Raw genomic sequence first — 24,441 nt, forward strand, 5'->3', positions numbered from 1 at the left:
ATCGGGAGCTTGGGCGGAGCAGCCGTCGGGCGCGTTTGGGCGATCCAATACGCTGTCGACAACCGCCAAGACCTCGCGCTCCCTAGGCGGGCTCCCCGGGCGCCGAACAAGCGCTTGGAGGCGTCGACCCGCTCCGAGGACCTCCTGGAAGAATTCGACGGCCATTTCGCCGAAGCCCTCCACGACCTCGCCAGCATGGCCTAGGACCTATCGGCGGGCAAAGCGATTATGTTCGTATAGGGGTAGGCTATATCTCTGAACTTGACGTAGTGTTTCTTCTCGACGTAGTGGAGCGGCACGGCTATCTTAGGCCTTAACAACATCACGGCCTCGGCGGCCTCCTCGGGCGTCATGACGGAGCCGCCGCCTATGGGCACTAGGAGCACGTCGATAGGCCCCACGGACGACATCTCCTTTATGAGGTCCGTATCGCCTGTATGGTAGAGCCTCACCCCGCCCGCCTCCACGACGTACCCCACGCCCTCGCCCTTGAGGTGGATCGGCCGCCCTCCCATGAGCTTGGTGACGTTGTAGGCGTCCACTACGGCTACCTTGAAGGGCCCCAAGTCCAGGACATCGCCTGGCTTTACCTTGCGGCCGCCGAGGGGGGAGTAGAACTCGGAAATTCCGCCGGGGAAATGGGCTGGATGGGCGTGAGTGTAGAGGAGGTAGTCGCACTTGTCTAAGTCCAACGCGTCGATGCACAAGGCGGTTTCGCCGCGTCTTATAGCCACGCCGGCGGGGCCGCCCGCCCTGCGCACCTCGACGCCTCTGAACTCAAGCCTCAGCATATCCTCGGCACTAGGTCGCCTCTAGGCGCTTCTAATATCCTCAACCCCCCGACCACGGTCTTGAGGAGGACGTACCCCTTGTACTTCTCCGCCTTCTTGACCTCGCCTATTATCGCCGCGTTCTCGAAGCCGAGTTTCTTCATGAACTCCACGACCTCGTCGGCCGCCTCGGGGCTCACGGAGAGCACGGCCGCGCCCTCGCTGGCGAGCGCCAAGGGGTCTATGCCCAACATGTTGGCGTAGGACGCCACTTGCGGCTTGATGGGTATAGTCGATTCGTCCACGACTATCACGCTCCCCGAGGCCTTGGCCCAGTCGTTGAGCGTCATGGCTAAACCGCCTCTGGTCGGGTCGCGGGCCGCGTGGATGTACTGGCCGTATTTCTCGACCAAGGGCAACATGAGCTTCGTCAAGGGCTTCACATCGCTTATGAGCCCCCCGCCCGGCTCCTCGAGGCCCATCTGCCTCGCCAATATCACAGCCCCGTGATCTCCGAGATATCCGCTCACGATTATCTTATCGCCGGGCTGAGGCCTATCTACTATCAGCCTATCGGCAACGCCTATGCCCACCGTGGCTATCGCTATTTTGTCTATTTGACCCCTCGGCATGACTTTAAAATCGCCGCCTATCAACGCAACGCCCTCCTCGCGCAATACCCTCAACATCGAGTCCACTATCCTTCTCAAGTCCTCCATAGGAAAGCCCTCCTCGACTATGATGGCGTCCATGAGGGCGATAGGTCTTCCCCCCATCATCAAGACGTCGTTGATGGAGCCGGCGGCTGCGAGAACGCCTATATCGCCGCCGGGAAAGAAAGGCGGATTGACCGTGTAGGAGTCGATGGTCACGACCAAGTAGCGCCCATCGCCGATGGGTATAGCCGCGGCGTCGTCGGGGAAATCTATGCCTAAACCCCCCTCTACTTTTTTCAACTTCTCTTCGACCTTGGAGAATATCAACGCCTCGAGGATTTGCGACGTCTCGACACCGCCGGCCCCGTGGGCGAGCCTAATGACCTCACTCATGGAGATAAAAACAGCCTATAAATAACGGACTCGCTACGACGCGGGCCCGCTCATGTCCCCGCCCTCAGCCGCGAGGCGATTTCCTCGGCCCACGGATGAACCCCCTTCACCCCCCTCAACGCCAGCTTTAGGGCGAGGCGCAACTGCCTTTTGGGCTCCCGCGGGATCTCGTCGACTACGACCACCGCCGAGGGCTCCGCTATGGGGCCCACGTATTCTCTGACCCTACGCCTCACGTCCTCGGGCTGAACTTCGCCCTCAACTACGAGGAGCGGGGCCTCGAACTTCTGGGGGTCGTATACGCCTACCGCGATCGCGCCCCTAATGCCCGGCAACGACGACGCGGCCTCCTCGATAACCGCAGGCGATATCCTGTACCCGTTCACTTTCATCACGGCGTCCGATCTGCCGAGGGGGAATATGTTCATGTCGTCGGCCATCACGGCCATATCGCCGACGTAGTAGATCCCGCCTCTCCACTTCTCGGCGAACCATTTCGAGTACTCCACCGGCATCGCCGGCCAAGGCATTTTGACGACTAATTGGCCCGGCCTCCCCCTCACGGGATCGCCCCTCTCGTCCACCACGTCTATGTCGAAGCCGGGCATCGGAGGCCCGACGGAGCCTGGCGCCAAGGGGACGAACGCGTAGTTGGGGAGGCTACCCGTGACGAAGGTCCCGAGCTCCGTCTGGATGAACATATGGATAACGGGTATCCTCCCGCTCAGCTTGCCGGGCAGAGAGTCTATGGAGGGCGCGGCGCCGGTCCCCACGTAGTGGTACGCCCATTTCCAGTACTTGACCTCCAAGGGCTCCGCCGTGGTCAAGATGAGCTTCAACATGTCTAGATTGTGCTCCTCGAGGATCTTGGGGTCTTGTCTGGAGAGGAGCCTCAAGGCCCCCGCCGTCGTCAAGAAGACGTTGACCGCGTAGTCCTCCAACACGCTCCACCATATATCCCAGCTCGGGTAATCGGGCCCTCCCTCGTACACGACGACCGCCGAGCCCACCATGAAGGGCCCGAATAAGACGTAGGTCACGCCGGTTATCCACCCGGGCAAGACCGTGCAGAAATAAGTATCCCGCGGCCTTAAGCCCATCCACCTAGTCGTGGCGTAGGTCTGCGTCAAGTAGCCGCCAGCCCCGTGCGCGACGAAGCCTAAGCCCTCGTCGTAGCCCACGTGGAGGCCGAAGAGCGGGTGTGAGGACTCCACCACGGCCTCCTCAGCCTCGACGGGCGAGACGTCGTCCAGGACGAAGTCCCTCCCGTCGACTAACTCCACGTCGACGCCCATCCTACGCACTACTAGCACCTTGGGGGCATGTTTCGTCGACCTCAACGCCTTGTCGACGACCTCCTTGGTCCTTATCGCCTTCCCTTTCCTGGGGAACGCGTCCACCGTCACGAGGAGCTTGGGGCGTCTGTCCTCGACCCGCGCCGCCAAATCGCCGTGGCCGAAGCCCGTGAAGACGGGCTCGAAGGGCGCGCCTATGCGCACCGCGGCCAACATAAGCGCGATGACCTCAGGCGTCGGCGGCGCGTAGAACATGACCCAATCGCCCTTCCCCACGCCCAGAGCCCTGAGCGCGCCCGAATACTTCACGGCGAGGCGGTCCAAGTCGGAGTACGTGAAGGCCTTGATGAGGCCGTCCTCCCCCCTCCAGATCAAGGCTATTTTGTCCCAGATCCAAGTGCCGGCGTGTTTCCCCACCACGTTCTTGTAGGGGCTCAGCTCGCCCCCCACGAACCACTTAACGGCCGGGGGATCCCCCTCCACGAGCTTCGACCATCGCCTCTCCCAGATCAGACGAGACGCCTCCTCGGCCCAGAACTCCGGCCTTAAGCTCTCTCGATGTATTTTCTTGTATTGGGCGTAGTCGATTGTCTTATACTTAAAAAGCGGCGGGACCACTCGCTCCTCGCTCATGATTTCTTTCAGTAAGGCCTCCATTAGAGAGACCTCGCCACCTCTTGCACTGCCTTGGCCACAGGGCCTTTATATTCGTGTAGCCTCCCGACGTAGTCCTCGAGCGAGGGATCTATCGGGACTTCGTAGACGCGGGCGCCGATATCCTCGCCCAACTTCCTCGCGTCATCGCCGCGGCCGAAGGGATAGACCCTAGCCCCTCCGCAATCGACGTAGGCCATGTTGAGGACGAAGGCCTTCGGCCTACGGCCCGCCTCGGTTAAGTAGTCAACTAGGTGTTTCACGACCTTGTAGGAGGCCTTAGATGGCGTGGAGACCACCACGGGGATATAATCGGCGATTCTGCCCAAGGCCAACAACTCCTCGCCCATGCCGGGCGGCATGTCGACCACTATGGTGTTAACATCGCCGAGCTTGGCGAAGGCGATTAGGGCCTCGACCGTCCCGGCTTGGCTGTATCCAGGGAGGATCACGTACCTATCGCCCACAATGCCGCCCAACGAGAACAACTTCAAACCGCCGACGACGAGGGGCTCTATGCCCTCCTTTCCCACCTCGTGTAATTTGCCCGAAACGCCGAAGAGCTTCGGGATGGACATGCCGCTGAGATCTAGGTCTATCAAAACGGAGTTCTCAACGCTCAGCGCCAATAAAGACGCTATAACGCTTTTGCCCACGCCGCCCTTGCCGCTCAACACGGCTATTACTTTCCTCCCCCTCAGCTTATCCTTCGCGAGCCCTAAGAGAGGCCTCATACGGTCTCCACCTCCTCTACCTTTATCGAGAGCTCGGCCTCTATGTCGTGGGAGCCGCATCTGGGGCATTTGATAAAAGTAGGGAGGAGCTCCGGGATCAAATGCAAGGGGTACTCCTCGCCGTATTCGCCCGCTATGCGCTTAATCTGAGGCTCCACCTCCTCTTGGCCGAACTCGTACCCGCAAGCGCGGCAACGGTAACGGGGCGACCTCACCTTGACCTCCAGCCTCGCCCCCTCCAGCCTAGACTCCCTCTTGAGCGTGTCGAAGGCCTCGGTCAACACGGATATGTCTAGTTGAGCCGGCGAGGGCACCGACAAGACCACTTTTTTTATCCCAACGCCGCGCTCTAGAGCCCAGCGGTCCAACGTCTGTATCAAGGATAACGCCAACGACCACTCGTGCATATCAGGTAGGCGTTTAGAGTATTAAAGTGCTACTCGAGGCGCGGGACGTTCACGACTCTCAAGAACTTAAGGCCTCTGCCTACTCTGGACATCCTCGCGACTAGATCTCTTATCCTCTCGCTGTCGCCGAGCGCATGTATCACCTCTAGGCAGTTCCTGTCGTCGAGGTGTATGTGAGTAGATGCTCGTATAACGTCCCTGAACTCGTGTTGTATCTCGGTTATGTTCTTGGCCACGTCCCCCACCTCATGGTCATATATATAAACTATAATTGAAGCTATGGGCTTTTGTACAATCTCGCTGATTTTCTCGGCTATTATAGAGGTTATGAAACGAGATCTGTTGGTCTCGCCTATTATCGACATAGCGTTTTCCACCTCCTTGTAAAGTTTATCGTCAAGGGCCAAGCTGATGCGTTTCACGTTTGCGATCCTTATCAATACTAAAAAACTTCCCCTCATGTTCAAGATGGACGACGGCATAACGCCAAGAGAACTGAAAGTTGATATGGTCAGAGACGGCTTGAGGAGTATAAGGACGAGGTACAAGGAGTGCGCCGCGGCCAAGAAAAAGGAGATCTGCTACGCCATAGCGGCCAACGATCTGATGTCCATGTTCGGCTCCTTGTTGCCGAACGTATGGCACGACTCTGAGATGAGGCGGTTCGTCTTAAAGGGCGTAGAGAGTGTTTTGGTCTACGACGCTGATCTTGATAAACTAAGAATTACCTCAATTGAAGAAATAGTATCTACTATTCTTGAAAAGGAATGATTTTTATACTTTTTGTAAGAAAATTTTCATAATAAAATAGTAATAATTATACAATATATATTAGTTAAAAGTATTTTAAGATCAGGTTTCCGAATAGATTATGAGCTTATATAGTACCTTAATAGCTTCTGTAGGCTATTTTTTGAAGAGGGATTGCGCAATAGGGTATGAGGCCGCTCGTATATTGAGGGAGAGAGGCCTCGAGGTGCTGGAGCTGTCCGGAGACGTCTTCGCTATGATCGATGAGCTAAAGAAGCGCCCTCACGAGGTTTTGATCTTGCTGGGCGCTATACAAAAGGGCCGTCCTCCCGGCACCCTCGAGGTGTACGAGTTTGAGCCTCAGAAATTCGACGACGTCCTCGCGGCGGCGGACGCGCTCCGCCCCTCGTTGGAGGGGAGGATATCGCTCCAAGATCTGCTCGTAGGCCTCAGCGTCTTGGGCCCCGTCTCCAAGAAGGTGTACGTGATAGATTGCGAGCCCCCGCGCCCCGAGCCGGGCATAGGTTTATCCCCCGAGGGGGAGAAATGCGCTAAGTTAATGGCCGAGAAAGCGTTGGAGCTGTTGGGCCATGTGCAAAAAGCTTGAGAAAAGGGAGTTGGAGCTGCTGAAGGCCTCGCTGGAATCTCAGCGCTTCTATCACGCCTACAAGAAGACCTCCCTCCCTTTGACCTCCGCTTGGAGGATGGTCCAACGTCTGGCCGACGCAGGGCTGGTGGAGTACAAGAGGGGCAACATCGAGGTGACCGAGGCGGGGCTCGCGGTCTTGGCAAGCCACGGCGATCCGACGGCCTTAGCGATCTTGGCCCGCAAATACGGAGTCGCCGCATCGGCAGTCGAGGAGTACCTGGCGTTCCTCTGTAGTAAAGTCAACGACTTGCCTGTGAAGACCTTGGCGGACACCGTGGGCTTAATAGGGCCTAGCTCGTTGAGGGGGCTACGCGGCACACGAGCTGAGGAGCTCGCCGCTAAGCTCTTGTTGAAGTTCTGCGAGGACTGCGCGATAGAGATAAACGGCTCTAAGTTTATTCTCGGGAAAGGGGGAATTATCGCGGCTCAATGCAATCTTTGTGGCGGAGTTCGCTTCGAGTTATACCCCGAATGCCATCGCATTAAGATTTTTCCAAATATCTGGAAATACGATTTTTAAGCGCCGCTAAGAAATCTACCAATGCTAATAAAAAGACGTGATTTCTTAAAGGCGTCGGCTCTCGCGTCGATGTTGGCGTCGCTCAACTGGGGTACTTTAGTAAAGGCGGCGGGCGAGGCCATCAAAAACGGCGATATAGGAGTTGTTTGGCTCGAGGCGCAGGACTGTGCCGGCAACACCACCTCCGTCATACAAGCCACTGATCCCTCGCTCGTGGACGTCTTATTGGGGACGACGCCGTTGGTGGGCCCCAGCACCGTGAGGCTCTTGTTCCACGAAACCGTGATGCCCGAGTGGGGGGCATATCACATGACGTCGCCCTCGGACGTCAACAACGACCAATACTTGGCCTCTATAGTTTCACAACAGCCAGCTCCCGGTAACGCGGACGCCATATTGACGGACTTGGCGAACGGCAAGTACGGCCCCTACGTCTTAGTACTGGAGGGGAGCTTCCCGCAAGAGTACGGCATATCCGGCTCCAACATAACCGCTGGGGGCGGCTACTACTGCAAAATAGGCCAACACACGTGCACTGAATGGCTCAAGAAATTGTTGCCCAACGCGGTCGCGGTAGTAGCCGTGGGCAATTGCGCAACTTACGGCGGCATTCCGGCCAATAAGGTGTTGGAGCCTCCGCCTGGTTTTAACTACGCCACGTGGTCGCAGTCGCCGACGGGGGCCATAGGCTTCTTCGACGACCCCTTGCGCGGGATAAAGGGAGTAATACACCAGTCTTATTTCCAGCCGGAGGTGGAGCCGTTCCGTAAATACATCGACGAGGGCGGAGTGCCGGACCTCAAGACGATTAAACCTGCCGTGGCCGTGCCCGGCTGTCCGGCTAACGGCAACGGCATCATGAGGACCCTCGCGTTGTTGGTCCTAGTAGCGGCGGGATATTTAGACATCAGCGTATTGCGCCGCGAGACTTTCTTGGACGAATACGCAAGGCCTATGTTTATATTTGAATATACTACCCACGAGCAATGCCCGAGGGCTGCTTGGTACGCCGCAGGCGACTTCAGGCCCTACCCCGGCGCCGGCGACGCGAAGTGTTTGTACGGAGTCGGCTGTAAGGGCCCTGTCTCGCACTGTCCTTGGAACAAGGTGGGCTGGGTCGGCGGCGTTGGAGGGCCCACGAGGACGGGCGGCGTCTGTATAGGATGTACCCAGCCCGGCTTCACCGACGCCTTCGAGCCGTTCTACGCAAAACTGCCGTACGCGCCGGTAGGGCTTAAATCATTGACCGACGTGGCCGTAGTCACGGCGGCGGCCATAGCCGGCGCCGGCGTGATAGGAGGCGCGTGGGCCGCCGCTAGGGCCAGGGCCGAGAAGAAAGCCCAGAGCGGCGGGCAGGAGGAAAAGAAATGAAGTGGACCGGGAGGATCATAGGTAGCCTTATCGGGACCGCGATAGCCGTCGGGGCGACTTGGTCGATCTGGTATTTCTTAGTGCTACCCTCCTTAAGCGAGACGTGGCCCTTGTTATGGTCCTATATGAGCACTTACGGGATTAGGATATTCGATCTTCAGTTCGAGACGCTTTTCTGGAGCGTCTTCTTCGACGTCTTGATAACCCTCATAGCCATCTACGGCTCGTTCTGGACGTTGGGACATTTCGCCGTCTACGCGGCCAACTACGACCACTACAGACAACTCATGAACACCCCGAAGGTGCAGAGGTGGTCCGTCATGCAGAGGGTACAACACATCGCGATGTTCGTGACGCTCGTGTTGACGGCGGTCACGGGCTTCATAGGCATGGAGATAAACAACCCGCAAGTACAATACTTCAACATACCCGGCGTCTACCAAGCGGCGGGCCCGCCGCCTTATTTCCTCTGGCCGTCCCAGACGGGCCCGGTGCCTTGGATCTATGTGATACACGTCTGGTCCGGGATCACGATGGGCGTTTTAGTGATAGCGCATTTCGCCTACTATGGAGTGCGGGTATTGATCGGCATTATTAGAAGAGAGCGCGTAATGGAGAAATGGCCCATCTTAAGGTTCTGGACTTGGAGCTTCGTGGTCAGCTTAGTTAGAAGATCGCTCTGGCTGATAAGTCCCAGATGGAAGCCCCCCGTGTATCACAAATACGACGAGGAGCAGTTGTTCGAGTACTGGGGCGTATACTGGGGTATTGTCATATTGGGCATCCCAGGCGCGTTGATGGCCATATACGGCCCCTCGGCCTTTGACGGTTTAGCGTTTCTATTCCACACCAAGGAAGCCATCTTGGCCGTTAGCTTCTTGTTAATAGTACACATAACGTATACGCACTTCATGCCGCATATATTCCCCTATAACAAGATGTTCCACGAGGGCAAAATGCCCGAGGGCGTAGCGAGAGAGGAACATCCGCTCTGGTATAAACAGACCTCCGGCAAGTGATTTTTCGTGGGCTTGAAAACGGGATTTTTTAATTGTCTTTTTCAATAATTCTATGTCCACAATAAAACTCTGGATAGATCCCATAACGCGTATAGAGGGCCACCTCGCGCTTTACGCAGAGGTGGACGCCGCCGCTCGCGCGGTCTCCACGGCTAAGACCACCGTCATGATGTTCCGCGGCTTTGAGGTATTTTTAAGGGGAAGGCCTCCGGAGGACGCCATCCATATAACCTCGCGCACTTGCGGCGTCTGCGGCGCGGCCCACGCCAACGCGTCCACGAGGGCTTGCGACGCCGCGGCGGGCATGACGCCGCTCCCCATGGGCAACGTATTGAGGAATTTGGCCTACGCCATGACCGACTACACCTACGACCACTCCATAATCCTCAACATGTTAGAGGGCCCCGACTACAGCGAATTGATGGTGAGCAAGTTGACGCCCTCGGTGTGGCAGACGGCCCAGCAGACGCCCGCCAACTACTCCAGCATACACGGCTACCGCACGATCGCGGACATAATGCGCGACCTCAACCCCATCCAAGGGCGCATCTGGCAGTTGACTGTCAAGCACCAACGCATAGCCAGAGAGGCCGGGGTGTTGATATACGGACGCCACTCGCACCCGTCCACGTTGATACCCGGCGGCATATCGACCGACGTAACCCTCTTGGGCTCGTTGCTCCAGGAATACTACGCGCGCCTCTCCCTTTTGACCGCTTGGGTTAAATTCGTGTGGGCCATATGGCAAGACCTCTACGAGTTCTTCAGAGACCACGTCTCGACGCCCGACGGGCAGCCCTACGCCTTAGTCCAAGGCAAGACCCACGACCCGCCTGTACTGCTCGCCGGCGGCTGGTCCGACGACCCCGAAATATACAGCAACATATACGACGAGGCCGGCGGGGATTGGACTAAGATGTATTCCCTTCTGGACAAGGCCTATAACGCCAGATGGGAGAAGCCGGGTTTCGCGATAGGCCACGAGATCTATAGCCCCAACCCCACCGAGATACAGCTCGGCTATCTCGAGTTCGCGGACTCCTCCTTCTACGAGGACTGGGTCGCGGCCAACGTGGCCCCGCCCTACGGCTGGCTCAAGGAGGATCCCTTGGGTAGGCCTCTAGCATACGGCAACGATCCGTTGTTCAAGTACCACATGTGGAACCGCACGACTATCCCGAAGCCCGGCGCCGTCAACTTCGCCGAGAAATACACGTGGGCCGCCGAGCCTAGGCTGTTGTTAAAGGACGGTAGGATCGCCCCCATAGAGACCGGGCCCATAGCTCAGCTGTGGCTCGACACGCTACACGCGGCCACGGTGCAAGTGGATAACTACAAGGCTTGGGAGAGCAACGGGAGCCAGCTCAAGGTCTATCTGCCGGGAAACACCGTGAACCCCGACTTGCCGCCGGGCACGGCCGAGGAGTTGGTGATAACTTGGAACATGCCCAACTACTCCACCACAATGGAGAGGCTATTGGCCAGGGCCGTCCACTTGGCCCTTGCGGCGTCCTTGGCGTGGGCGAACTTGCTCTACGGCTTGAAGCTCGTGAGCGCCGGGAAGGCCCAGACCTCTAGGCCGTGGAGCTACGGCAAGTGGCCCAGTTTCTCCTACGGCTTCGGCTGGTGGCAAGTGCCGAGAGGCAACTGCATGCATTGGCTAGTCCAACAGAACGGCCGCATAGCGAATTACCAATACGAAGCGCCGACTACGCCCAACGTCAGCCCGACCAACAACAGATGTACCGATCCGTGGAAGGGCCAGTGCTCCGGCCCGTTCGAGATGTCCGTCCGCAACAGCAAAGTGACGGAGGAAGTGCCGCCGGATCAGTGGACAGGCCTCGACTTCGTCCGCGCTATACGTAGCTTCGATCCTTGTCTGGCATGCGCCGTGCACTTTGAAGCCAAGGGCGAGGGCGGCCGCGTGTATAACGTGATAGAGAAAGTTATATGGAACGCTTGCTCGTTGTAGGGCTGGGCAACCCCATTTACGGCGACGACGGCTTCGGTTCTTGTCTCGCCCAGTTTTTGTCGCTTTCCAACCCCTTCGTCCTAGACGCCGACGCGCACGGCATTGGCGTGCTCGGCACTCTCGCGGACTACGACGTCTTGATATTCCTAGACGTTGACGCTAAATTGCCTCCTGGAGCAGTTGCCGTCGAGAGGATCGAGGGCTCGCTCACGGTGTCCGACACTAGGCTGGTCGACGCCCATAGGACGCCTCCTTCCCTCCTCGTCGGTTATCTGAGGGCCATGGGGAGGAACCCCAAGGCGTATTTAATAGCGGTAGGGCCCAAGAGGGTGGAGCCGCTCTCGCAACCCTCCGAGGAGGTCCTCGCGGCGTCTTACGTAGTTCTTTCCGAGCTCAAGGCCAAGCTCGCGGAGTTCAGATACGAGCTCAAGGTCGAGGGCGATGTTAAAAAAGGGATTGAGGAGTGTTATAGACGTGTCCTCCGCGCGTGACTTCTTGAAGATCTACCAAGAGTTGAAGAGAGCAGTGGAACCGATATTAAAGCCCATAGAGGAGCTGAGAGCCGAGATCGTGAGGCCCATCGCGCAACCAATCGAGGAGGAGTTCAAGAAAACGCTCAGCTCGATACTCTACTCGTGGGTGACCGATCTAGGCAACGCCAAAGAGCTACAAAACGTAGATTTAGAGGAACTATATAAAAAAATCAAGGAACATTTCAAGTGATGTACGGCCTCTCCTATATCTATTGGTTCATATACGGCACCAACATAGACCTCCCGGCCGTCTTGGCCAAGCTAGTGGGGCTGGGCTACGAGGTCGGCAAGGCCGCCTATAGGCAAGGGCTAGTCCACTTGGAGCCGCTCCCGGACGGCTCGGCCGCCAAACGCGTCTACGAGGACGGAGTGGTGTACGTGCTCGCCGATTTGAACAGAGGAGCGTTGGGGGTATACGCAGATAGCTACAACTTAGTGAATAGAGGCGTCGCCGATCTTTCGAGGACGTTCGCTGAGCTCTCCGCGCCCGAGCCTCCGAGGGCCGAGCTACATATATCCTTCGGCTTCCTCGGCAACGATTGCAAGAGCGAGAGGATAGCCCTCGCCGGCGAGGAGTTCATCAAGACGGGCCTCGTGCTGATAAGCGGGAAGCCGCAAGGCGGAGAGGGCATTTACATATCCATCACGCCCTTGGGAGATAACCGCTATATGGCGTATATAATAATCGGCGGGAGTTGGCAATACGTCGTCTCCCGCTTGAAGAGGGCAGGGGATATCGTGAACTCCCTCTTGTCCTTCTTCAACTGCAACAAGGCCGCGTAGCTAAGCGGCGCGCCTCTAGTTTTTCGTCCCGCCGAAAATATTACTTATATTGAGATAATGTATTACGCCGTTATGCATATACCGGATGGGTGGCTAGATCCCTATATAGCAGGCGCGACTTGGCTGATCACGGCCGTCTGTCTCTATTTTGCGGCGAAGAGAACGCCCAAGGACTTACTGCCGAAGATCTCGGCGGCTGCCGGCGGGATCTTCGTAACACAGATGCTCAATTGGCCGATACCGGGCGGCACATCTCTCCATTTCGTCGGAGGCGCCTTCGCAGCCATGTATTTAGGAAACCCGTGGGCAGCCTCGATATCCATCGCGTTGGTCTTGGCCGTGCAGACCTTGTTGTTCCACGACGGGGGCATCACCACGTACGGAGCCAACGTGTTGAACATGGGCGTAGTGGACGTCTGGATTGGGTGGGCTTTGTGGAAGCTCCTCGCGAGGAGGTATCCAGTAGCTGGGGCCTTCCTAGGAGGCTGGCTGGGCTTGTTCATCGCAGGGACCGTCGCGGGCTTGGAGATCGGGCTGATGCCCACCGTGGGCTTCCCGCTCTCAGTGACGGTGCCCGCCATGGCGCTCCCCCACTTCCTATTGGGATTAGTAGAGGGCGCCATCACGGCGGCCTTGGTGGGCGCCTTGCAGCACTACAAGATGATGCCGGCGCAATTACCAACGATACAAACGCCTAGGCCATGACCAAGCGCTACTTGGTCCTCATACTAATCTTACTGCTGATATCGCCCATATTCGGCGTTATCCTAGCCAACGCGGTCGGATACGCGGAGCCTCTCGACCACATAGCGGATATGTTGCACCTAAACGAGTCGGCCATAAATTGGACTCCGTTCAAGGACTACACAGTGCCCGGCCTCCCCGACGAGGTGAGTTATATAGTAGCGGGAGCTATGGGCGTCGCGATTTTTATAGTACTGACATTGCTCCTCGAGAGGCGGAGGTGAGCGCCTTCCTATCAGAACTTCAATCTTTTTTGCTCTCCCTCGTCAAGGAGAAGTGGGAGCCTGCGTCCCCCATATCTCTAATAATCGCGGCCGCGGCGGTATCGCTATACGCCTTCAAGGTGGATCTATACGCGCTCTTATTCGCATTGGCGATATCGATGGGGTCCGCCGGGAGGCGCATCGGAGTGGTGTTGAGGATGTCCGCGACGGCCGCCGCGTTCACCGCAGTTATATACGCCCTCGGGATGGTCTTGGCGCGCAGCTTGCCCCAAGAGGCCCTCCCGACCTTCTACCGAGTTATATCCTCGGCGTCCCTCTTGGGGGCCTTCGTGGCCTTGAGGGGGTTCACGCCCACGGCCCTCTCGTTGATATGCATAGGCGTTGACGGCGCCGCTGTCGTGTCCATGTTGAAGACCGTGTTGTTGTCCCCGAACGCTCTACAAAACGCCGTGAGCGCGTACAAGGCGTTGAGAGGGCGGCTGGACCTCCAAGGGGCAGCCTTCGCCGTAGCTTACATGTTGCGGAGGATGGAGGTGAGGTACAGAGAGGTGTACACCGTATCCACTATGTTGATCCCCCGTTGTAAAAAGACGTTGTCGTTGTGGGATCTCCCGTTCATCGCGGCTATAGCGATATGGCCGTTCGTCTAGAGGACGTCTGGCTCGAGCTCGGCGGAAGGGCTGTGTTGAGAGGAGCCTTGGGCGAATTCAAGGGCTTGAACCTATTGCTCGGGCCCAACGGCTCGGGCAAAACCGCTCTCCTCCACGCCATCGTTGGAGTGTTGAGGCCGCAACGCGGCAAAATCGAAGTAGAAGGGTCTGTTTCCATAATGTTCCAAGACCCCGAGATGCACTTCGTGGCGGGGACGGTGTTGGAGAACGCCGTTTTGTGGAGCGCGGGCCGATCCGACGAGCGCGAGATCGCGGAAATCGCCGATAGGCTCGGCATAGGCGATATCCTCGACAAATCCCCGTTTTATTTGAGCTGGGGCCAGAAAAAACTCGCAGCGCTTTTGTGCTCGCTCGCCAGAAAACCGGACGTGTTGCTCCTCGACGAGCTCCCCGAGGGCCTCTCGCCCAATGTCTTCAAGAAGGCCCTCTCCGTCGCGACGGCCGCGGCGAAGACCGTGGTGATGACGTCGCACCAGTTCCTGGAGCTGGGCTGGAACTTCTACTTCTTGGCCGACGGTGTTCTCTACTCAGGCGATGAGGCCTTGGCGAAAGCCAAGGAATACGGATACGATAGGTGTAGATGTGCGCCGTGATGTTAAGCCAGCTCTCTGACGGCCTCCCTCCTTCCTTTTTTGGCGTCCTCGGCTATCTTCAACACGCGCCACATCTCCTCCTCTATTATCTTGGCGGCGGCCTCTGGATCCTCCCCTGTAGATAAGGCGAGCTCCCTCGCCATCTGTTTCCACATCTCCATGCTTTCCCTAAGCGTCGCGAGGTCCACCTTGGCTATGATCACGCCGGCGTGCACCATGACCAAGTCGCCGGGTTGGAGCGCCGACTCCTCGATCCCTATCACCGCCGGCCTCTCCACGCCATCGCCTGGATCTACCCAAGCTATGCCGCCCTCGATCTTTGTGACGACGGACGGGACGGCCCAGCACATATCACAACACGCCGATCTCTTTCGCTATCTCCTCGGCCAACCCGCCCCCGCCGAATCTGGCCCACACGGCGCAAGTCCCCTCTACCGAGACCATACAAGGGCCTATAGGCCTATCAGGAGTACACGCCTTCATGAACAACGGACAGTCCGTGGGCTTGGCCTTGCCCAAGTTCACCTCGGCGCATTTGCAGTTGGCCGGGAGATCATAACGCCAAGTGTCCGGCGTTAGGTCGGGGATTCCGAAGTATTCCAACGCGTCGTGTTTCTTGAACTCCTCCCTAAGCGCCAGCCCGCTCTTGGGTATATAGCCTATGCCCCTCCACGCGGAGTCCACGGTCTCGAACACAGTCCTTATAGACGACTGTGCTTTTAAGTCGCCCTCCCATGTGACCGCCCTCGTGTACTCTATCGCCACCTTGTGCTCGCCCCGGACTAACTGCCTCAATATCTCCGCGATAGCGGTCAAGACGTCGTTGGGCTCGAAGCCCGCCACCACGACCGGGATCTCGAACTGCTCCGCCACGGGCCGCCAAGCCTTGCCGCCCACTATGGTCGACACGTGGCCCGGCGCTATGACGCCCGATATGGGGAAATCGGTGGGCTTCTCCCTCACCACCTCGAGGGTGTAGAACATGGCCGGCGGGGTGAGCTTGACCAAGGACATTAGCTTGAGGTGATCCGGCACTAGGCCCTTCAATACGGCCTCGGAATAGCCCGGCGCAACCGTCTCGAACCCTATCCCGACGAAGGCCGAGGGCTTGGCGTGTTTCCGCGCGTCGAGGATCGCGTGGAGGAACGAGTGGACTATCCTGACGTCGCCGCCCAAGGCCTTCGCTTCGGCGAGCGAGCGCGCGCCCTTGACGGGGCGTAGGTCCGGCACCTTGTACACGTCGCCATAAGTGTATACCACTACGCCCTCGAGGGCCAACTTAATGGCTTGTTCTATGTAATAAGAGGGCGTTACGCACACGGGACAGCCCGGCCCCGCGACTAGCTCCACGTTGTCGACCCCCGCCTTCTCGAGGAGGCTCCTTAAGCCGAAATGCACGATGGTCCACTCGTGGGTGCCGCAGAAGTCCATGGTCTTGTAGACGTAGCCGGGATTCCTCGCCTTGAGCTCCTCCGAATATTTCCTTATGCTCCGGATGAGGGTCGAGGTCACCGCGGTCTTGCGCCTAAACGCTAGCTCTATCGCTGCCATCTCGCGCTTCATCACTGGGCATTTCCAACAGTCCAACGTCGGCGCTACGGGGAAGTCGGTTGGGAGCGAAACGCATGACATGAAGCACTTATCCGTCCTTGAGCTATAAGATATGTTTTCAGTTATACGGAAAATCTTGTTGAAATAAAATTATTTGTAAATATATAAATTTAATTTGATTTTAATTATAATTAAAATAATTTATATTATTGCTATTATTATAATTCCTATATCATTTCATTACTTATTATAAGAGGGGCGATAACAACCGAGGGGCGTATTAAGTTAATGCCGTCCATTCCAAAGACAAGGCGGTCGAAATTTGCGGAGCAAGTCGATGCCTCCAGACTCGTAGCTGGCGAGAGGGCCGAGGCGAGCCGGGGAGACGTGTCCACGCACTTGCGTTTGGACAAAGTCGGCGTCCTTAGAGCCGAAGCCCTCGACGAACGTCGGCAGGCGCGACCCTCGCCTTGGCCGAGGCCCTAACAGATCGCGATCTCCGGCGTTATATACCACGCGAGCCTCCAGCCGGCCTCCGCCTTCTCCAGCTTGACCACCCCCGAGTATCTGAACTTCACCACCTCCCGTTGGGCATCGCCCGTCAGCAACAAGGAGGCCAGCCTGGAGAGGTGGGGGAGGTGGCCGACCACCATGAGGTCCTCAGCGAGCGCCTCGGCCTTGGCGGCCCAGATGGCCGGGTCGTCGTTGGGGTTTAGGCCGTCCTCGGCCCTCACGGAGGCGCCTAAATGCCTCGCGAATATCTCGGCCGTCTGCCTCGCCCTGGTCTTGCCGCTGTGGACCACTCGCCCCACCTTGACCCCGGCCTTGGCCAAGAACGAGGCGACTCTCTCGGTCTCGGCGACTCCCTCGGGCGTGAGCCTCCTCTCGGGGCCTTCCGCCTCCGAGAAGGCCTTCCCGTGTTGTGCCAGATACAACGCAGGCATGTACTGGCCAAGCCGCGTATTTAAGGGTTAAAGGTAGGCGAGGATTTTGTGGAACGTATCCCTCAACGCCGGCCTTTTCCCCGCCTCTCTGGCTATCGCGGCGAGCTCCTCCGTCGTTGCGCTATGCCTCGCGCCCGCCGCCCTCAAGACGGCCTCGTTGTACATAGTGCCCACTAGGTCGTTGGCGCCGGCGAGCAGGAGGGTCGAGGCGAGCTTCTTGCCCGCCGACAGCCAATAGGCCCCTACTTTCAATTCGTCCTTCAAGATCAGCCTGGCGATGGCGACCACCTTCACGTCGTATATAGACGAGGCGGGCTTGGTCACTACGCCGCGGGCGTACAGCTCGGTGTTCTGGGGGTTGAACTTCACCGGTATGAACAACATGAGCCCGCCCGTCTTCTCCTGGAGCTCCTTGATGCGGAATATGTGGTCCACCACGTGCTCCTCCCTCTCCACGTGTCCGTAGAGCATTGTGGCGTTGCTGGGGATGCCCAGCTCGTGGGCCACCGCGGCTATTTTCACCCACTCCTCCCCCGATATTTTATACGGCGAGATCGCCCTCCTGACATCCTCGGCGAAGATCTCCGCGCCGCCTCCCGATATGGCGTCCAGCCCGGCCTCTTTCCATCTGGACAACACCTCCCTCCAGCTCATCCGCCAGAGCCTCGCGTAGTAGTCCACCTCGGCCATCGTGGGGCCTTTTATCGCCACGCGCGGCGCTCTCCTCTTCACGGCCTTGAACAACTCGTCGAAGTACTCGGGCGTCAACGTCGGGTTGAACCCGCCGTTTATGTGCAGCTCCGTCACGCCGTATTGCCTCGAGAAGAGCTCGGTCATCGAGGCGACCTCCTCCGGGCTCCGGAGATAGCTCTCCTTGTGGCCGGGGGGCCTATAGAAGGCGCAGATGGGGCATTTGGCCACGCAGACGTTGCTGTAGTTGATCACGACGTTGTTGACGAAGGTCACCACGTCGCCGAAGTGCTTCTTGGTGAGCTCCTCCGCGGCTTTCGCGAGCGTGAAGACGTCGGTCTCCCGCATGAGGTAGACGGCGTCTGACCGGTCGAGGCCCCTCTCGGCCATCTCCAAGACCTCGCCGACTGTCGGCATGAGGACCTCCGTTTTCTTTAATATAAACGTTGCCGACGCGCCCTCTCCGGCCGAGCGCGTCGTCACTTAGAGGATCTGGCGGTGAGGTACACGCCGGCGATGGTCAAGGCCATGCCGACGGCTTGGGCCGGGGAGGGCGCCTCGCCCAACAACGCCGATATCGTCAAGGTCATCACCGGCATCAACGGCAACACGGCGGCGGTCTTGGCCGGGCCGGCCCTATCGACTGCGGCGTTCCAAGCCGCGTACGCGAGGGCCCCGGGCACTGTAGCCACGTAGAGCAACGGCAAGGCGACGTCCCAACGGGCCAAGGTATCGAAACGCGCGAAGGGCATCGCCGGCGCCATGTCGGCCAGCCCGAGCAGATTTATCCACGCGCTGGCGGCGCCCGGCCTATACGCGCCGTATATCCTCCTCACGTATATCGTGTAGGCCGACCACGAGGCCGTGGCTATCGCGGCTAAGAGGGGGCCCGCGAGGGACTTCACGGATATATAGGGGGCCAACGCCAAGTAGGCCCCGACTAGCGCCGCCGAGCCTCCGAGGATTACTTGAGGCGGAGGGGCCCTTCCCCTGGCCGCGTAGGAGGCCGACGCCGTTAAGGGGCCCGCCAAGACCACGAAGAGGGACGCAGCGAAGGCGGACATGTACTGCAGGGACGCGTAGAGGGATAAGTTGAAGGCCGCCACGCCCAAGGCCCCCGCGACGGCCAGCCGCTTGAGCTCGCCCGCGTAGCGCGGCAGACGGAAAACGGCGAAGGTCACGGGCGTGGCTATGGCGAAACGGGCTATGGAGAGCGCTATGGGGTCGACGCCGTGGAGCGCCAAGTAGCGGCCCGCCACGTAGTTGGTGCTCCAAGCCGTCACCGAGAACAAGGCCAACAAGACGCCCGACATTAGAGGCTTGTGGAAAGGTGTTTTTAGCTCTGACCGCAGGGCCTCGGCGATGTCCAGCCTGGCCATCGACGCATAACGATCCCCCACGCATGGTTGCCCGGCCCTCGCCCAGGCGTGGCCGCCTCGACGAAGCCGACAGGCGGCGCTCGAGCACGTGGACGCCATTTATCGTAAAAAGATATCGCTTTAATTCCTTCATGTTCTTATACAAATATTTTATTTATAAGATAATTTGAAAAATTTTGCTAATATGTTTTTATTTCACTGATTAATAATCTATTTAAATAGGCGCGCTCGGGGACGTATGACGCATATCAGGAAGGCGAGGGAGAGCCGGCCTCGCGTCGGCTTCGCGTCGGGGCCCGCGGCTCGTTGGGGCAAAGGCGGGGGGCTATGAAAGTGGGCGTGATAGTCACCTCGGACGATCCAGTGAAGCTCTACGAGGCGGGGACGTATATAGCGACCGAGCTGGCGAGGGGAAACGAGGTGGTCGTCTTCGTGACGGGGAGGGCCACTTTGGCGTTCGCGGGCAAGGCGCAAGTCCCCGAGACCCCCGAGGTCAAGAGGATGAGGGAGCTCCGCGTGATGTGGGACGAGCTCATCTCGACGGCGAAGTCCATGGGCGTTAAGGTGTTCGCTTGTGAGACCGCAAGCAGGATATTTGCCGTGGGCGAGGATGAGTACAAGAAAATGGGCCTCGTTGACGCCGTGTCCTCCATGTACTCCTTCCTGGAGGAGGCAGGGGAGGGGCAAGTCGTGGTGTTCTAACACGGCAGGCGAGATATAAATCGTCTATTCGGGTAGTCCATGGACGTCGAGGACGTGTTCAAGCTGAAGACGATAGCAGTCGTGGGGGCGTCCCGAGATCCCGCGAAGTGGGCCCACGTAGTCCCCTTATACTTGAAACAAATGGGATATAGGATCATCCCCATAAACCCTTCAGCGGGCGAGATACTCGGGGAGAAGGCGTATAGGTCTTTGTTGGAGGTGCCGGACCCCATAGACGTGGTCCAGGTGTTTAGGCCGTCGGAGGAGGTCCCGAGGATAATCGAGGAGCTCTTGAAAAGGCATAGGGAGAGGGGCGACGTGAGGGTGGTGTGGCTTCAGCTGGGCATAAGGGCGCCTCAAGGCGTAAGGGAGGCGTTGGAGAGGGAGGGGATAGCCTTGTTCGAGGATATGTGCATGATGGAAACCCATGCCAGACTGTTCGGGCACACGCCCCTTCAGCCACAGAGGTCGTAGCTACGTTGCTGGAGAATAGCGCCGGGGGGTGGGATTCGAATTCGTGGGGTTCTACTCCCTCCCACGCAGGCCTACGCCACAAGGTCTTGAGCCCCGCCCCTGTGGTCGGGCCCTTTGACCTGGCTCGGGCGTATAGGAGAACTCCCTTGAAGCTTTTTCGCGATCAGCGCTCTCGCTCCTCGCGGAGCTGTATATACCAATCCACTAGCTTTTGCCCAATTCCCTCCACCCTAGCCATCCTCAACAAAGAGTCGGCGGTGAGGTTTACCGTCTTGCCCGTCCTCGCGTCCCTCAAGAACTCGTCGCCAGTCAGCACGGCCAACGCTACGGCCCTAGCGGCGGCTTTGACGGGGTCGTTGGTTAGCCGCACGCCGGCGCGCACTCTGCCTTTATGTACTCCCCAAGCGGTGTTGAATTTGTCCTTTTCGCCGTTGACCTCCAGCTCCACGTGCACGACGGGCCGCCCGTGGTGTACAGCCGCCTTGACGAATACGTCGTGGACGAGCTGGAGGGCGCCGCGCCTAGAGGATAAAGGCGCCGTCGACACGGCCCTCTAGACGCCGACTCCATAACGGGCGTCGGGGACAGCTCGGGCCCAAAGACCGCGCGACTCGCCGGGGGAGGGGGATGGGCCTTACTCCGGATTCGGCCCGCGACGAATGTAGGCGCAACGTACAGCCGGCGCCCCCTCGAGGCGGCCTAATTCGATGAAGCATATCGGCTAGCGCGGCGGGGGCTATCGGCGCCGGTTCTTTTTCTCCGATTAATAAACCGGCCTTTCGATCCAAATAATCGACGACGTGGCCGACGCGGTTTACCCGTAGCGACGGGACGGAGCTGGTAAGGCCAGACGAGGGGGTGAATGCATAGACGCCGATTATGCCGTACGCGACGGCGATTCTGAGCCGGCCGAACAGACACGGCGCCTCGACGGCTTTGCCGATGGAGGAAGTCGCAGCCTTAGCCCCTAAAGCGCTTTAAAGACCTTGGGCTAAACCAACTGATGGCGTTACGCACGCTATAATTAAGCCCGTGGCGCCGGGGGTGGGATTTCTGGGCCGGCTACCCCGTGAACCCACGCCCCCTTGCGGGGACGGGATCTCAAGTCCCGCGCCTTGGACCGCTCGGCCACCCCGGCCGTTTCAGCCGTGCCGTGCGTATTTAACTTTTGCCGCAACAAGTCCTGAAGCGTATAGGCGCCTCGTCCGCGCTCAAGCCTTGCTAGGCGCCGGGACTAGCCGCGATGCTAAATAATATAAAATATAATGAGTTCTTGAATTGTCATGAAAGTGGAGAAGGTGTTGGAGGGGTTGTACAAAATCGATCTGGAGCCCGGAGGATACTCCAACCTAGTGTCCGTCTACGTGGCCGACAGCGGCAGGTCGCTCGCCGTGTTTGAAGGAGGCCCCGCCGTCACTAGCGCCGAGCTAGCCTTGGCCTTGAGGTCTTTCGGAAAGCCCGTGGAGGCCGTCCTCCTCACCCACGTCCACATAGACCACTACGGAGGGGCTGGGACGATCGCCGGGCTGGGCGGGAGAGTCTACGTCCACCCCAGGGGGGCCAAGGCCTTGCCGAACCCCGACGTGGTCTGGATCCCGGCCAGGGAGGCCATGGGCTGGCTCGGCGAGCTCTACGGAAGGCCCCTCGAGGTGCCCGCCGACAAGGTCGTCGAGACAAAGGACGGGGACGAGATAGCCGTGGGCGACCTCTCTGTGAGGGTTATCCACACGCCTGGCCACGCGAGCCACCACCAGTCCTTCCTCCTGGAGCCCGGAGGCGTGCTCTTCGTGGGCGACGCGGCGGGGATCTACGTCGAGGACTTAGGGTACGTGGTGCCGACCACCATGGAGCCCCTCAAGCTCGACATGTACGTCGAGAGCGTCAAGAAGTTGATAGCCTCAAGGCCTACGTACATAGCGTACACGCATCACGACTTAATCCCAAACGCAGTCGCCGCGCTGGAGGCGCATTTGGCGCAGCTGGAGGTCTGGAGCAGAAGCGCGGAGGAGGCGGCCAGGGAGGGCCTATCGGCGAGGGACCTCGAGGAGATCCTAGTCGAGAGGGACCAAGGCCTCAAGAGAGTGTACGACGCGCTTAAGGAGAGGAGGGCGCATTACCACTTATTCCAGATGGCCGTGGAGGGTATTTTGAAATACGAAAAAACTATTCTTCGGGGAGGCCCTTAATTTTTATCTCCTTGAGGTCAGGCGTTTCGTAGGCCACGGAAACGCCGTAGTAGTAGACGATGAGCGTCACGACGGCCCAGACCAAGTAATCCCATGGGTAGGGCACGACGGGGTTGTTCAAGCCGCCCAAGGAGCCTAAATAGGACAAAGCCCCCAGAGCTATATTGAAGACGGGCAACCAAGAGGCGGCCTTCACGTCGGGATGTCTGGACTTGGCCCACAAATAGGCGAAGGCGCCTATCTGGAGCGCCGACACGGCGGCCCAGTAGATCGCGAAGGAGCTGATCGGCCCAAGCGCCGAGAGCCAGCCTAAATACCAAGCAGCCGCGGCGAGTGCCAGGAGTGCCCAGTATACGATGGAGAAAACTGCGGCGGCCCTCCTCGACATCTTCACGACTTCTCTATACGGCCCCAACAACAAGAGCGGTAGGCCTATCAAGCCGCTGATCACGGCGGCGTTTACGTAGGACCAAGAGGACCAATATATCAACATAGACGCCACGACGAAGCTCAACGGGTAGACTATCCTCCACGCCGGCGGATTGAAGGGCCTTCTGAGGTCGGACGCTAGGCGGCGCAACGCGTGGTTGGTCAAACCGCCCATCAAATACCCGTAAAGGGTCACGATAACGGAGTAGGACATTATCGTATACCACTCGGGGTGCGGGACGAGGAACAACATGGCTATTATAGTAACGGTCAAGAGCGCTATCCACGGCGTCTGGAAGCTCTTGTGGAGCCGCGAGAAGACGGACGGGATATAGCCCATCCTCCCCATGCCGTATAGGTTCCTGCCCGCCGTGCCTACGTAGACCGCCAAGGTCCCCGCCGGCGATATGACGGCGTCGCTGAGCAGCACATAGGCCAAGCCCACCAAGATAGGTATTCCCGTGGCCATGGCCTCGCTGACGAACGGATGCGCTTGCCAGTCGCTGCTAGCCAGCCCTTGCCAATCGCCAGGCTTCACGCCCGCCGCGTCCCAGTTCACGGCGCCGATGAAGGCTATCTGGAGGAGCACGTAGAGCGCCATGGTGACCGTTATGGCCAACAGAACGCCGAGCGGGACGTCCCTCTGCGGGTTCTTGCCCTCGCCCGCGTACTCGAGCCCTTGCCTAAAGCCTTGATATGCCCAGACTATCCCCGAGAGTATCATGCCGGAGAAGACGGCCTCGTATCCGTACGGCGCGAAGCCGCCTGGGAGGTTGCCCGAGACATAGTCCGGGTGGAAGTAGAGGGCGATCAACAAAATGACCGTAGTCAAGGGCACTATTAATTTCCAGGCCGTTATGAAGCGGTTGAACCAGCCGTACACGTTGACGCCGATTACTTGTATGAAGAAGAAGAGGAGCAAGAGGGCCACGGCGGCGGCCACGCCTAGGGGGGTCAAGACGCCCAATTGCGAGTTCCAGAGCTGGGGCGCGTAGTAGCTCGCGTATTCGACTATCGCCACGGCCTCCACCGAGAGCGTCGTCACGGCGCCCAGCGTGTAGGACCAAGCGAGGAGGTAGTTGCTGAGCACGCCGTGGCTGTAGTGGTTGTACCTAGCCAAGGCGCCGCTGAAGGGGAAAAGCCCGCCCAACTCGGCAAATGAGAAGACCATAGCCATGAAGAGGACGCCGGCGATGATCCAGGACAACACGGCCGCGGGGCCCATGTAGCCCGCTGCGCCCAACGCCGCGAATAGCCAGCCGGATCCGACCATGCCGGTGAGCGACAACATGAAATAGTCCAACATCGTCAACGATTTACGTAGCTTTACTTGGTTCGACATAAGGCT

The 24,441-nt window shown here is 58.7% G+C and carries 29 protein-coding genes and 1 tRNA gene; 16 read left to right on the forward strand and 14 right to left on the reverse strand.

Annotated elements, in window-relative coordinates:
- Window positions 1-200: 200 nt before the first annotated feature.
- From ACZ5PA_RS02165 to ACZ5PA_RS02190, 6 genes are read right to left on the reverse strand one after another with little or no spacing between them, the layout of a single operon-like run.
- Window positions 201-791 (reverse strand): MBL fold metallo-hydrolase, encoded by a 591-nt coding sequence (locus ACZ5PA_RS02165; RefSeq protein WP_464930655.1) that lies wholly within the window; start codon window positions 789-791, stop codon window positions 201-203.
- The gene (gene hypE / locus ACZ5PA_RS02170; protein ID WP_464930656.1) at window positions 785-1,819 is read right to left on the reverse strand and encodes a hydrogenase expression/formation protein HypE; all 1,035 of its coding nucleotides are present in this window, start codon (window positions 1,817-1,819) and stop codon (window positions 785-787) included. Before hypE ends, ACZ5PA_RS02165 begins: the two co-directional genes overlap by 7 nt.
- A 50-nt stretch (window positions 1,820-1,869) precedes the next feature.
- On the reverse strand, window positions 1,870-3,771 hold the full coding sequence (locus ACZ5PA_RS02175; RefSeq protein WP_464930657.1) for an AMP-binding protein: 1,902 nt from the start codon (window positions 3,769-3,771) through the stop codon (window positions 1,870-1,872).
- Entirely contained in the window at window positions 3,771-4,502 is a 732-nt protein-coding gene (locus tag ACZ5PA_RS02180; protein WP_464930658.1) for a P-loop NTPase, read from the reverse strand. Before ACZ5PA_RS02180 ends, ACZ5PA_RS02175 begins: the two co-directional genes overlap by 1 nt.
- The gene (locus ACZ5PA_RS02185) at window positions 4,499-4,909 is read right to left on the reverse strand and encodes a hydrogenase maturation nickel metallochaperone HypA/HybF (protein WP_464930659.1); all 411 of its coding nucleotides are present in this window, start codon (window positions 4,907-4,909) and stop codon (window positions 4,499-4,501) included. Before ACZ5PA_RS02185 ends, ACZ5PA_RS02180 begins: the two co-directional genes overlap by 4 nt.
- Window positions 4,910-4,938: 29 nt before the next feature.
- On the reverse strand, window positions 4,939-5,331 hold the full coding sequence (locus ACZ5PA_RS02190) for a CopG family ribbon-helix-helix protein (protein ID WP_464930660.1): 393 nt from the start codon (window positions 5,329-5,331) through the stop codon (window positions 4,939-4,941).
- A gap of 37 nt (window positions 5,332-5,368) precedes the next feature.
- On the opposite strand from ACZ5PA_RS02190, the gene ACZ5PA_RS02195 reads away from it, so the two are divergent.
- The 13 genes from ACZ5PA_RS02195 (at window position 5,369) to ACZ5PA_RS02255 (ending at window position 14,738) form a co-directional block, all read left to right on the forward strand.
- Entirely contained in the window at window positions 5,369-5,680 is a 312-nt protein-coding gene (locus ACZ5PA_RS02195) for a hypothetical protein (RefSeq protein WP_464930661.1), read from the forward strand.
- Between the two features lie 100 nt (window positions 5,681-5,780).
- On the forward strand, window positions 5,781-6,266 hold the full coding sequence (locus ACZ5PA_RS02200; protein ID WP_464930662.1) for a Ni,Fe-hydrogenase maturation factor: 486 nt from the start codon (window positions 5,781-5,783) through the stop codon (window positions 6,264-6,266).
- The gene (locus ACZ5PA_RS02205) at window positions 6,250-6,828 is read left to right on the forward strand and encodes a helix-turn-helix domain-containing protein (RefSeq protein ID WP_464930663.1); all 579 of its coding nucleotides are present in this window, start codon (window positions 6,250-6,252) and stop codon (window positions 6,826-6,828) included. Before ACZ5PA_RS02200 ends, ACZ5PA_RS02205 begins: the two co-directional genes overlap by 17 nt.
- 21 nt (window positions 6,829-6,849) lie before the next feature.
- Window positions 6,850-8,199 (forward strand): NADH-quinone oxidoreductase subunit B family protein, encoded by a 1,350-nt coding sequence (locus ACZ5PA_RS02210; RefSeq protein ID WP_464930664.1) that lies wholly within the window; start codon window positions 6,850-6,852, stop codon window positions 8,197-8,199.
- Window positions 8,196-9,218, forward strand: coding sequence for a hydrogenase cytochrome b subunit (locus ACZ5PA_RS02215; RefSeq protein ID WP_464930665.1), 1,023 nt, complete (start codon window positions 8,196-8,198; stop codon window positions 9,216-9,218). Before ACZ5PA_RS02210 ends, ACZ5PA_RS02215 begins: the two co-directional genes overlap by 4 nt.
- 52 nt (window positions 9,219-9,270) lie before the next feature.
- Window positions 9,271-11,190 carry a nickel-dependent hydrogenase large subunit gene (locus tag ACZ5PA_RS02220; RefSeq protein ID WP_464930666.1) on the forward strand — a complete coding sequence of 640 codons (1,920 nt, stop codon included), beginning with the start codon at window positions 9,271-9,273 and terminating at the stop codon, window positions 11,188-11,190.
- Complete coding sequence (locus tag ACZ5PA_RS02225) at window positions 11,169-11,681, forward strand: hydrogenase maturation protease (RefSeq protein ID WP_464930667.1); 513 nt, start codon at window positions 11,169-11,171, stop codon at window positions 11,679-11,681. The genes ACZ5PA_RS02220 and ACZ5PA_RS02225 overlap by 22 nt, the downstream gene beginning before the upstream one ends.
- A complete protein-coding gene (locus tag ACZ5PA_RS02230; protein ID WP_464930668.1) occupies window positions 11,665-11,913 on the forward strand; it encodes a hypothetical protein in 249 nt (82 codons plus the stop codon). Before ACZ5PA_RS02225 ends, ACZ5PA_RS02230 begins: the two co-directional genes overlap by 17 nt.
- Window positions 11,913-12,506 carry a hypothetical protein gene (locus ACZ5PA_RS02235; RefSeq protein WP_464931263.1) on the forward strand — a complete coding sequence of 198 codons (594 nt, stop codon included), beginning with the start codon at window positions 11,913-11,915 and terminating at the stop codon, window positions 12,504-12,506. Before ACZ5PA_RS02230 ends, ACZ5PA_RS02235 begins: the two co-directional genes overlap by 1 nt.
- A 72-nt stretch (window positions 12,507-12,578) precedes the next feature.
- Window positions 12,579-13,211 (forward strand): energy-coupling factor ABC transporter permease, encoded by a 633-nt coding sequence (locus ACZ5PA_RS02240; RefSeq protein WP_464930669.1) that lies wholly within the window; start codon window positions 12,579-12,581, stop codon window positions 13,209-13,211.
- Window positions 13,208-13,474 (forward strand): PDGLE domain-containing protein, encoded by a 267-nt coding sequence (locus ACZ5PA_RS02245; protein ID WP_464930670.1) that lies wholly within the window; start codon window positions 13,208-13,210, stop codon window positions 13,472-13,474. The genes ACZ5PA_RS02240 and ACZ5PA_RS02245 overlap by 4 nt, the downstream gene beginning before the upstream one ends.
- Complete coding sequence (locus tag ACZ5PA_RS02250) at window positions 13,471-14,124, forward strand: hypothetical protein (RefSeq protein WP_464930671.1); 654 nt, start codon at window positions 13,471-13,473, stop codon at window positions 14,122-14,124. Before ACZ5PA_RS02245 ends, ACZ5PA_RS02250 begins: the two co-directional genes overlap by 4 nt.
- On the forward strand, window positions 14,109-14,738 hold the full coding sequence (locus ACZ5PA_RS02255) for an ATP-binding cassette domain-containing protein (RefSeq protein ID WP_464930672.1): 630 nt from the start codon (window positions 14,109-14,111) through the stop codon (window positions 14,736-14,738). The genes ACZ5PA_RS02250 and ACZ5PA_RS02255 overlap by 16 nt, the downstream gene beginning before the upstream one ends.
- A gap of 2 nt (window positions 14,739-14,740) precedes the next feature.
- Here ACZ5PA_RS02255 and ACZ5PA_RS02260 read toward each other — a convergent pair whose 3' ends face one another.
- The 5 genes from ACZ5PA_RS02260 to ACZ5PA_RS02280 form a co-directional block, all read right to left on the reverse strand.
- Window positions 14,741-15,088, reverse strand: a complete 348-nt coding sequence (locus ACZ5PA_RS02260) for a HypC/HybG/HupF family hydrogenase formation chaperone (RefSeq protein ID WP_464930673.1) — start codon at window positions 15,086-15,088, stop codon at window positions 14,741-14,743.
- 1 nt (window position 15,089) lies between these two features.
- Window positions 15,090-16,370: a hydrogenase formation protein HypD gene (gene hypD, locus ACZ5PA_RS02265; protein WP_464930674.1), complete on the reverse strand. Its 1,281-nt coding sequence runs from the start codon at window positions 16,368-16,370 to the stop codon at window positions 15,090-15,092.
- 401 nt (window positions 16,371-16,771) lie between these two features.
- Complete coding sequence (gene sixA, locus ACZ5PA_RS02270; RefSeq protein WP_464930675.1) at window positions 16,772-17,233, reverse strand: phosphohistidine phosphatase SixA; 462 nt, start codon at window positions 17,231-17,233, stop codon at window positions 16,772-16,774.
- A 27-nt stretch (window positions 17,234-17,260) separates the two neighbouring features.
- Window positions 17,261-18,340 carry a CofH family radical SAM protein gene (locus tag ACZ5PA_RS02275; RefSeq protein ID WP_464930676.1) on the reverse strand — a complete coding sequence of 360 codons (1,080 nt, stop codon included), beginning with the start codon at window positions 18,338-18,340 and terminating at the stop codon, window positions 17,261-17,263.
- A 62-nt stretch (window positions 18,341-18,402) separates the two neighbouring features.
- Complete coding sequence (locus ACZ5PA_RS02280; RefSeq protein WP_464930677.1) at window positions 18,403-19,236, reverse strand: DMT family transporter; 834 nt, start codon at window positions 19,234-19,236, stop codon at window positions 18,403-18,405.
- A 393-nt stretch (window positions 19,237-19,629) separates the two neighbouring features.
- Between ACZ5PA_RS02280 and ACZ5PA_RS02285 the strand changes: the two genes are divergently transcribed.
- A complete protein-coding gene (locus tag ACZ5PA_RS02285) occupies window positions 19,630-20,004 on the forward strand; it encodes a DsrE family protein (RefSeq protein ID WP_464930678.1) in 375 nt (124 codons plus the stop codon).
- 39 nt (window positions 20,005-20,043) lie between these two features.
- Window positions 20,044-20,478 (forward strand): CoA-binding protein, encoded by a 435-nt coding sequence (locus ACZ5PA_RS02290; protein ID WP_464930679.1) that lies wholly within the window; start codon window positions 20,044-20,046, stop codon window positions 20,476-20,478.
- A gap of 163 nt (window positions 20,479-20,641) precedes the next feature.
- Here ACZ5PA_RS02290 and ACZ5PA_RS02295 read toward each other — a convergent pair whose 3' ends face one another.
- Together ACZ5PA_RS02295 and ACZ5PA_RS02300 are read right to left on the reverse strand one after the other, a co-directional pair.
- Window positions 20,642-21,025 carry a PaRep2b protein gene (locus ACZ5PA_RS02295; protein WP_464930680.1) on the reverse strand — a complete coding sequence of 128 codons (384 nt, stop codon included), beginning with the start codon at window positions 21,023-21,025 and terminating at the stop codon, window positions 20,642-20,644.
- A gap of 486 nt (window positions 21,026-21,511) precedes the next feature.
- A tRNA-Ser gene (locus tag ACZ5PA_RS02300) sits at window positions 21,512-21,616 on the reverse strand.
- 145 nt (window positions 21,617-21,761) lie between these two features.
- Here ACZ5PA_RS02300 and ACZ5PA_RS02305 point away from each other — a divergent pair.
- The gene (locus ACZ5PA_RS02305) at window positions 21,762-22,664 is read left to right on the forward strand and encodes an MBL fold metallo-hydrolase (RefSeq protein WP_464930681.1); all 903 of its coding nucleotides are present in this window, start codon (window positions 21,762-21,764) and stop codon (window positions 22,662-22,664) included.
- Here ACZ5PA_RS02305 and ACZ5PA_RS02310 read toward each other — a convergent pair.
- Entirely contained in the window at window positions 22,642-24,435 is a 1,794-nt protein-coding gene (locus tag ACZ5PA_RS02310) for an APC family permease (protein WP_464930682.1), read from the reverse strand. The genes ACZ5PA_RS02305 and ACZ5PA_RS02310 overlap by 23 nt on opposite strands.
- Between the last annotated feature and the right edge of the window lie 6 nt (window positions 24,436-24,441).

This window comes from Thermoproteus thermophilus (assembly GCF_055392855.1).

Excerpts from the sequence above, each read along its gene's own strand:
- ACZ5PA_RS02165 (WP_464930655.1), bottom strand. The coding sequence starts at position 791 with ATGCTGAGGCTTGAGTTCAGAGGCGTCGAGGTGCGCAGGGCGGGCGGC.
- hypE (WP_464930656.1), bottom strand. The coding sequence starts at position 1,819 with ATGAGTGAGGTCATTAGGCTCGCCCACGGGGCCGGCGGTGTCGAGACG.
- ACZ5PA_RS02175 (WP_464930657.1), bottom strand. The coding sequence starts at position 3,771 with ATGGAGGCCTTACTGAAAGAAATCATGAGCGAGGAGCGAGTGGTCCCG.
- ACZ5PA_RS02180 (WP_464930658.1), bottom strand. The coding sequence starts at position 4,502 with ATGAGGCCTCTCTTAGGGCTCGCGAAGGATAAGCTGAGGGGGAGGAAA.
- ACZ5PA_RS02185 (WP_464930659.1), bottom strand. The coding sequence starts at position 4,909 with ATGCACGAGTGGTCGTTGGCGTTATCCTTGATACAGACGTTGGACCGC.
- ACZ5PA_RS02195 (WP_464930661.1), top strand. The coding sequence starts at position 5,369 with ATGTTCAAGATGGACGACGGCATAACGCCAAGAGAACTGAAAGTTGAT.
- ACZ5PA_RS02200 (WP_464930662.1), top strand. The coding sequence starts at position 5,781 with ATGAGCTTATATAGTACCTTAATAGCTTCTGTAGGCTATTTTTTGAAG.
- ACZ5PA_RS02205 (WP_464930663.1), top strand. The coding sequence starts at position 6,250 with ATGTGCAAAAAGCTTGAGAAAAGGGAGTTGGAGCTGCTGAAGGCCTCG.
- ACZ5PA_RS02210 (WP_464930664.1), top strand. The coding sequence starts at position 6,850 with ATGCTAATAAAAAGACGTGATTTCTTAAAGGCGTCGGCTCTCGCGTCG.
- ACZ5PA_RS02215 (WP_464930665.1), top strand. The coding sequence starts at position 8,196 with ATGAAGTGGACCGGGAGGATCATAGGTAGCCTTATCGGGACCGCGATA.
- ACZ5PA_RS02220 (WP_464930666.1), top strand. The coding sequence starts at position 9,271 with ATGTCCACAATAAAACTCTGGATAGATCCCATAACGCGTATAGAGGGC.
- ACZ5PA_RS02225 (WP_464930667.1), top strand. The coding sequence starts at position 11,169 with ATGGAACGCTTGCTCGTTGTAGGGCTGGGCAACCCCATTTACGGCGAC.
- ACZ5PA_RS02235 (WP_464931263.1), top strand. The coding sequence starts at position 11,913 with ATGTACGGCCTCTCCTATATCTATTGGTTCATATACGGCACCAACATA.
- ACZ5PA_RS02240 (WP_464930669.1), top strand. The coding sequence starts at position 12,579 with ATGCATATACCGGATGGGTGGCTAGATCCCTATATAGCAGGCGCGACT.
- ACZ5PA_RS02245 (WP_464930670.1), top strand. The coding sequence starts at position 13,208 with ATGACCAAGCGCTACTTGGTCCTCATACTAATCTTACTGCTGATATCG.
- ACZ5PA_RS02255 (WP_464930672.1), top strand. The coding sequence starts at position 14,109 with ATGGCCGTTCGTCTAGAGGACGTCTGGCTCGAGCTCGGCGGAAGGGCT.
- ACZ5PA_RS02260 (WP_464930673.1), bottom strand. The coding sequence starts at position 15,088 with ATGTGCTGGGCCGTCCCGTCCGTCGTCACAAAGATCGAGGGCGGCATA.
- hypD (WP_464930674.1), bottom strand. The coding sequence starts at position 16,370 with ATGTCATGCGTTTCGCTCCCAACCGACTTCCCCGTAGCGCCGACGTTG.
- sixA (WP_464930675.1), bottom strand. The coding sequence starts at position 17,233 with ATGCCTGCGTTGTATCTGGCACAACACGGGAAGGCCTTCTCGGAGGCG.
- ACZ5PA_RS02275 (WP_464930676.1), bottom strand. The coding sequence starts at position 18,340 with ATGCCGACAGTCGGCGAGGTCTTGGAGATGGCCGAGAGGGGCCTCGAC.
- ACZ5PA_RS02280 (WP_464930677.1), bottom strand. The coding sequence starts at position 19,236 with ATGTCGGGCGTCTTGTTGGCCTTGTTCTCGGTGACGGCTTGGAGCACC.
- ACZ5PA_RS02285 (WP_464930678.1), top strand. The coding sequence starts at position 19,630 with ATGAAAGTGGGCGTGATAGTCACCTCGGACGATCCAGTGAAGCTCTAC.
- ACZ5PA_RS02290 (WP_464930679.1), top strand. The coding sequence starts at position 20,044 with ATGGACGTCGAGGACGTGTTCAAGCTGAAGACGATAGCAGTCGTGGGG.
- ACZ5PA_RS02305 (WP_464930681.1), top strand. The coding sequence starts at position 21,762 with ATGAAAGTGGAGAAGGTGTTGGAGGGGTTGTACAAAATCGATCTGGAG.
- ACZ5PA_RS02310 (WP_464930682.1), bottom strand. The coding sequence starts at position 24,435 with ATGTCGAACCAAGTAAAGCTACGTAAATCGTTGACGATGTTGGACTAT.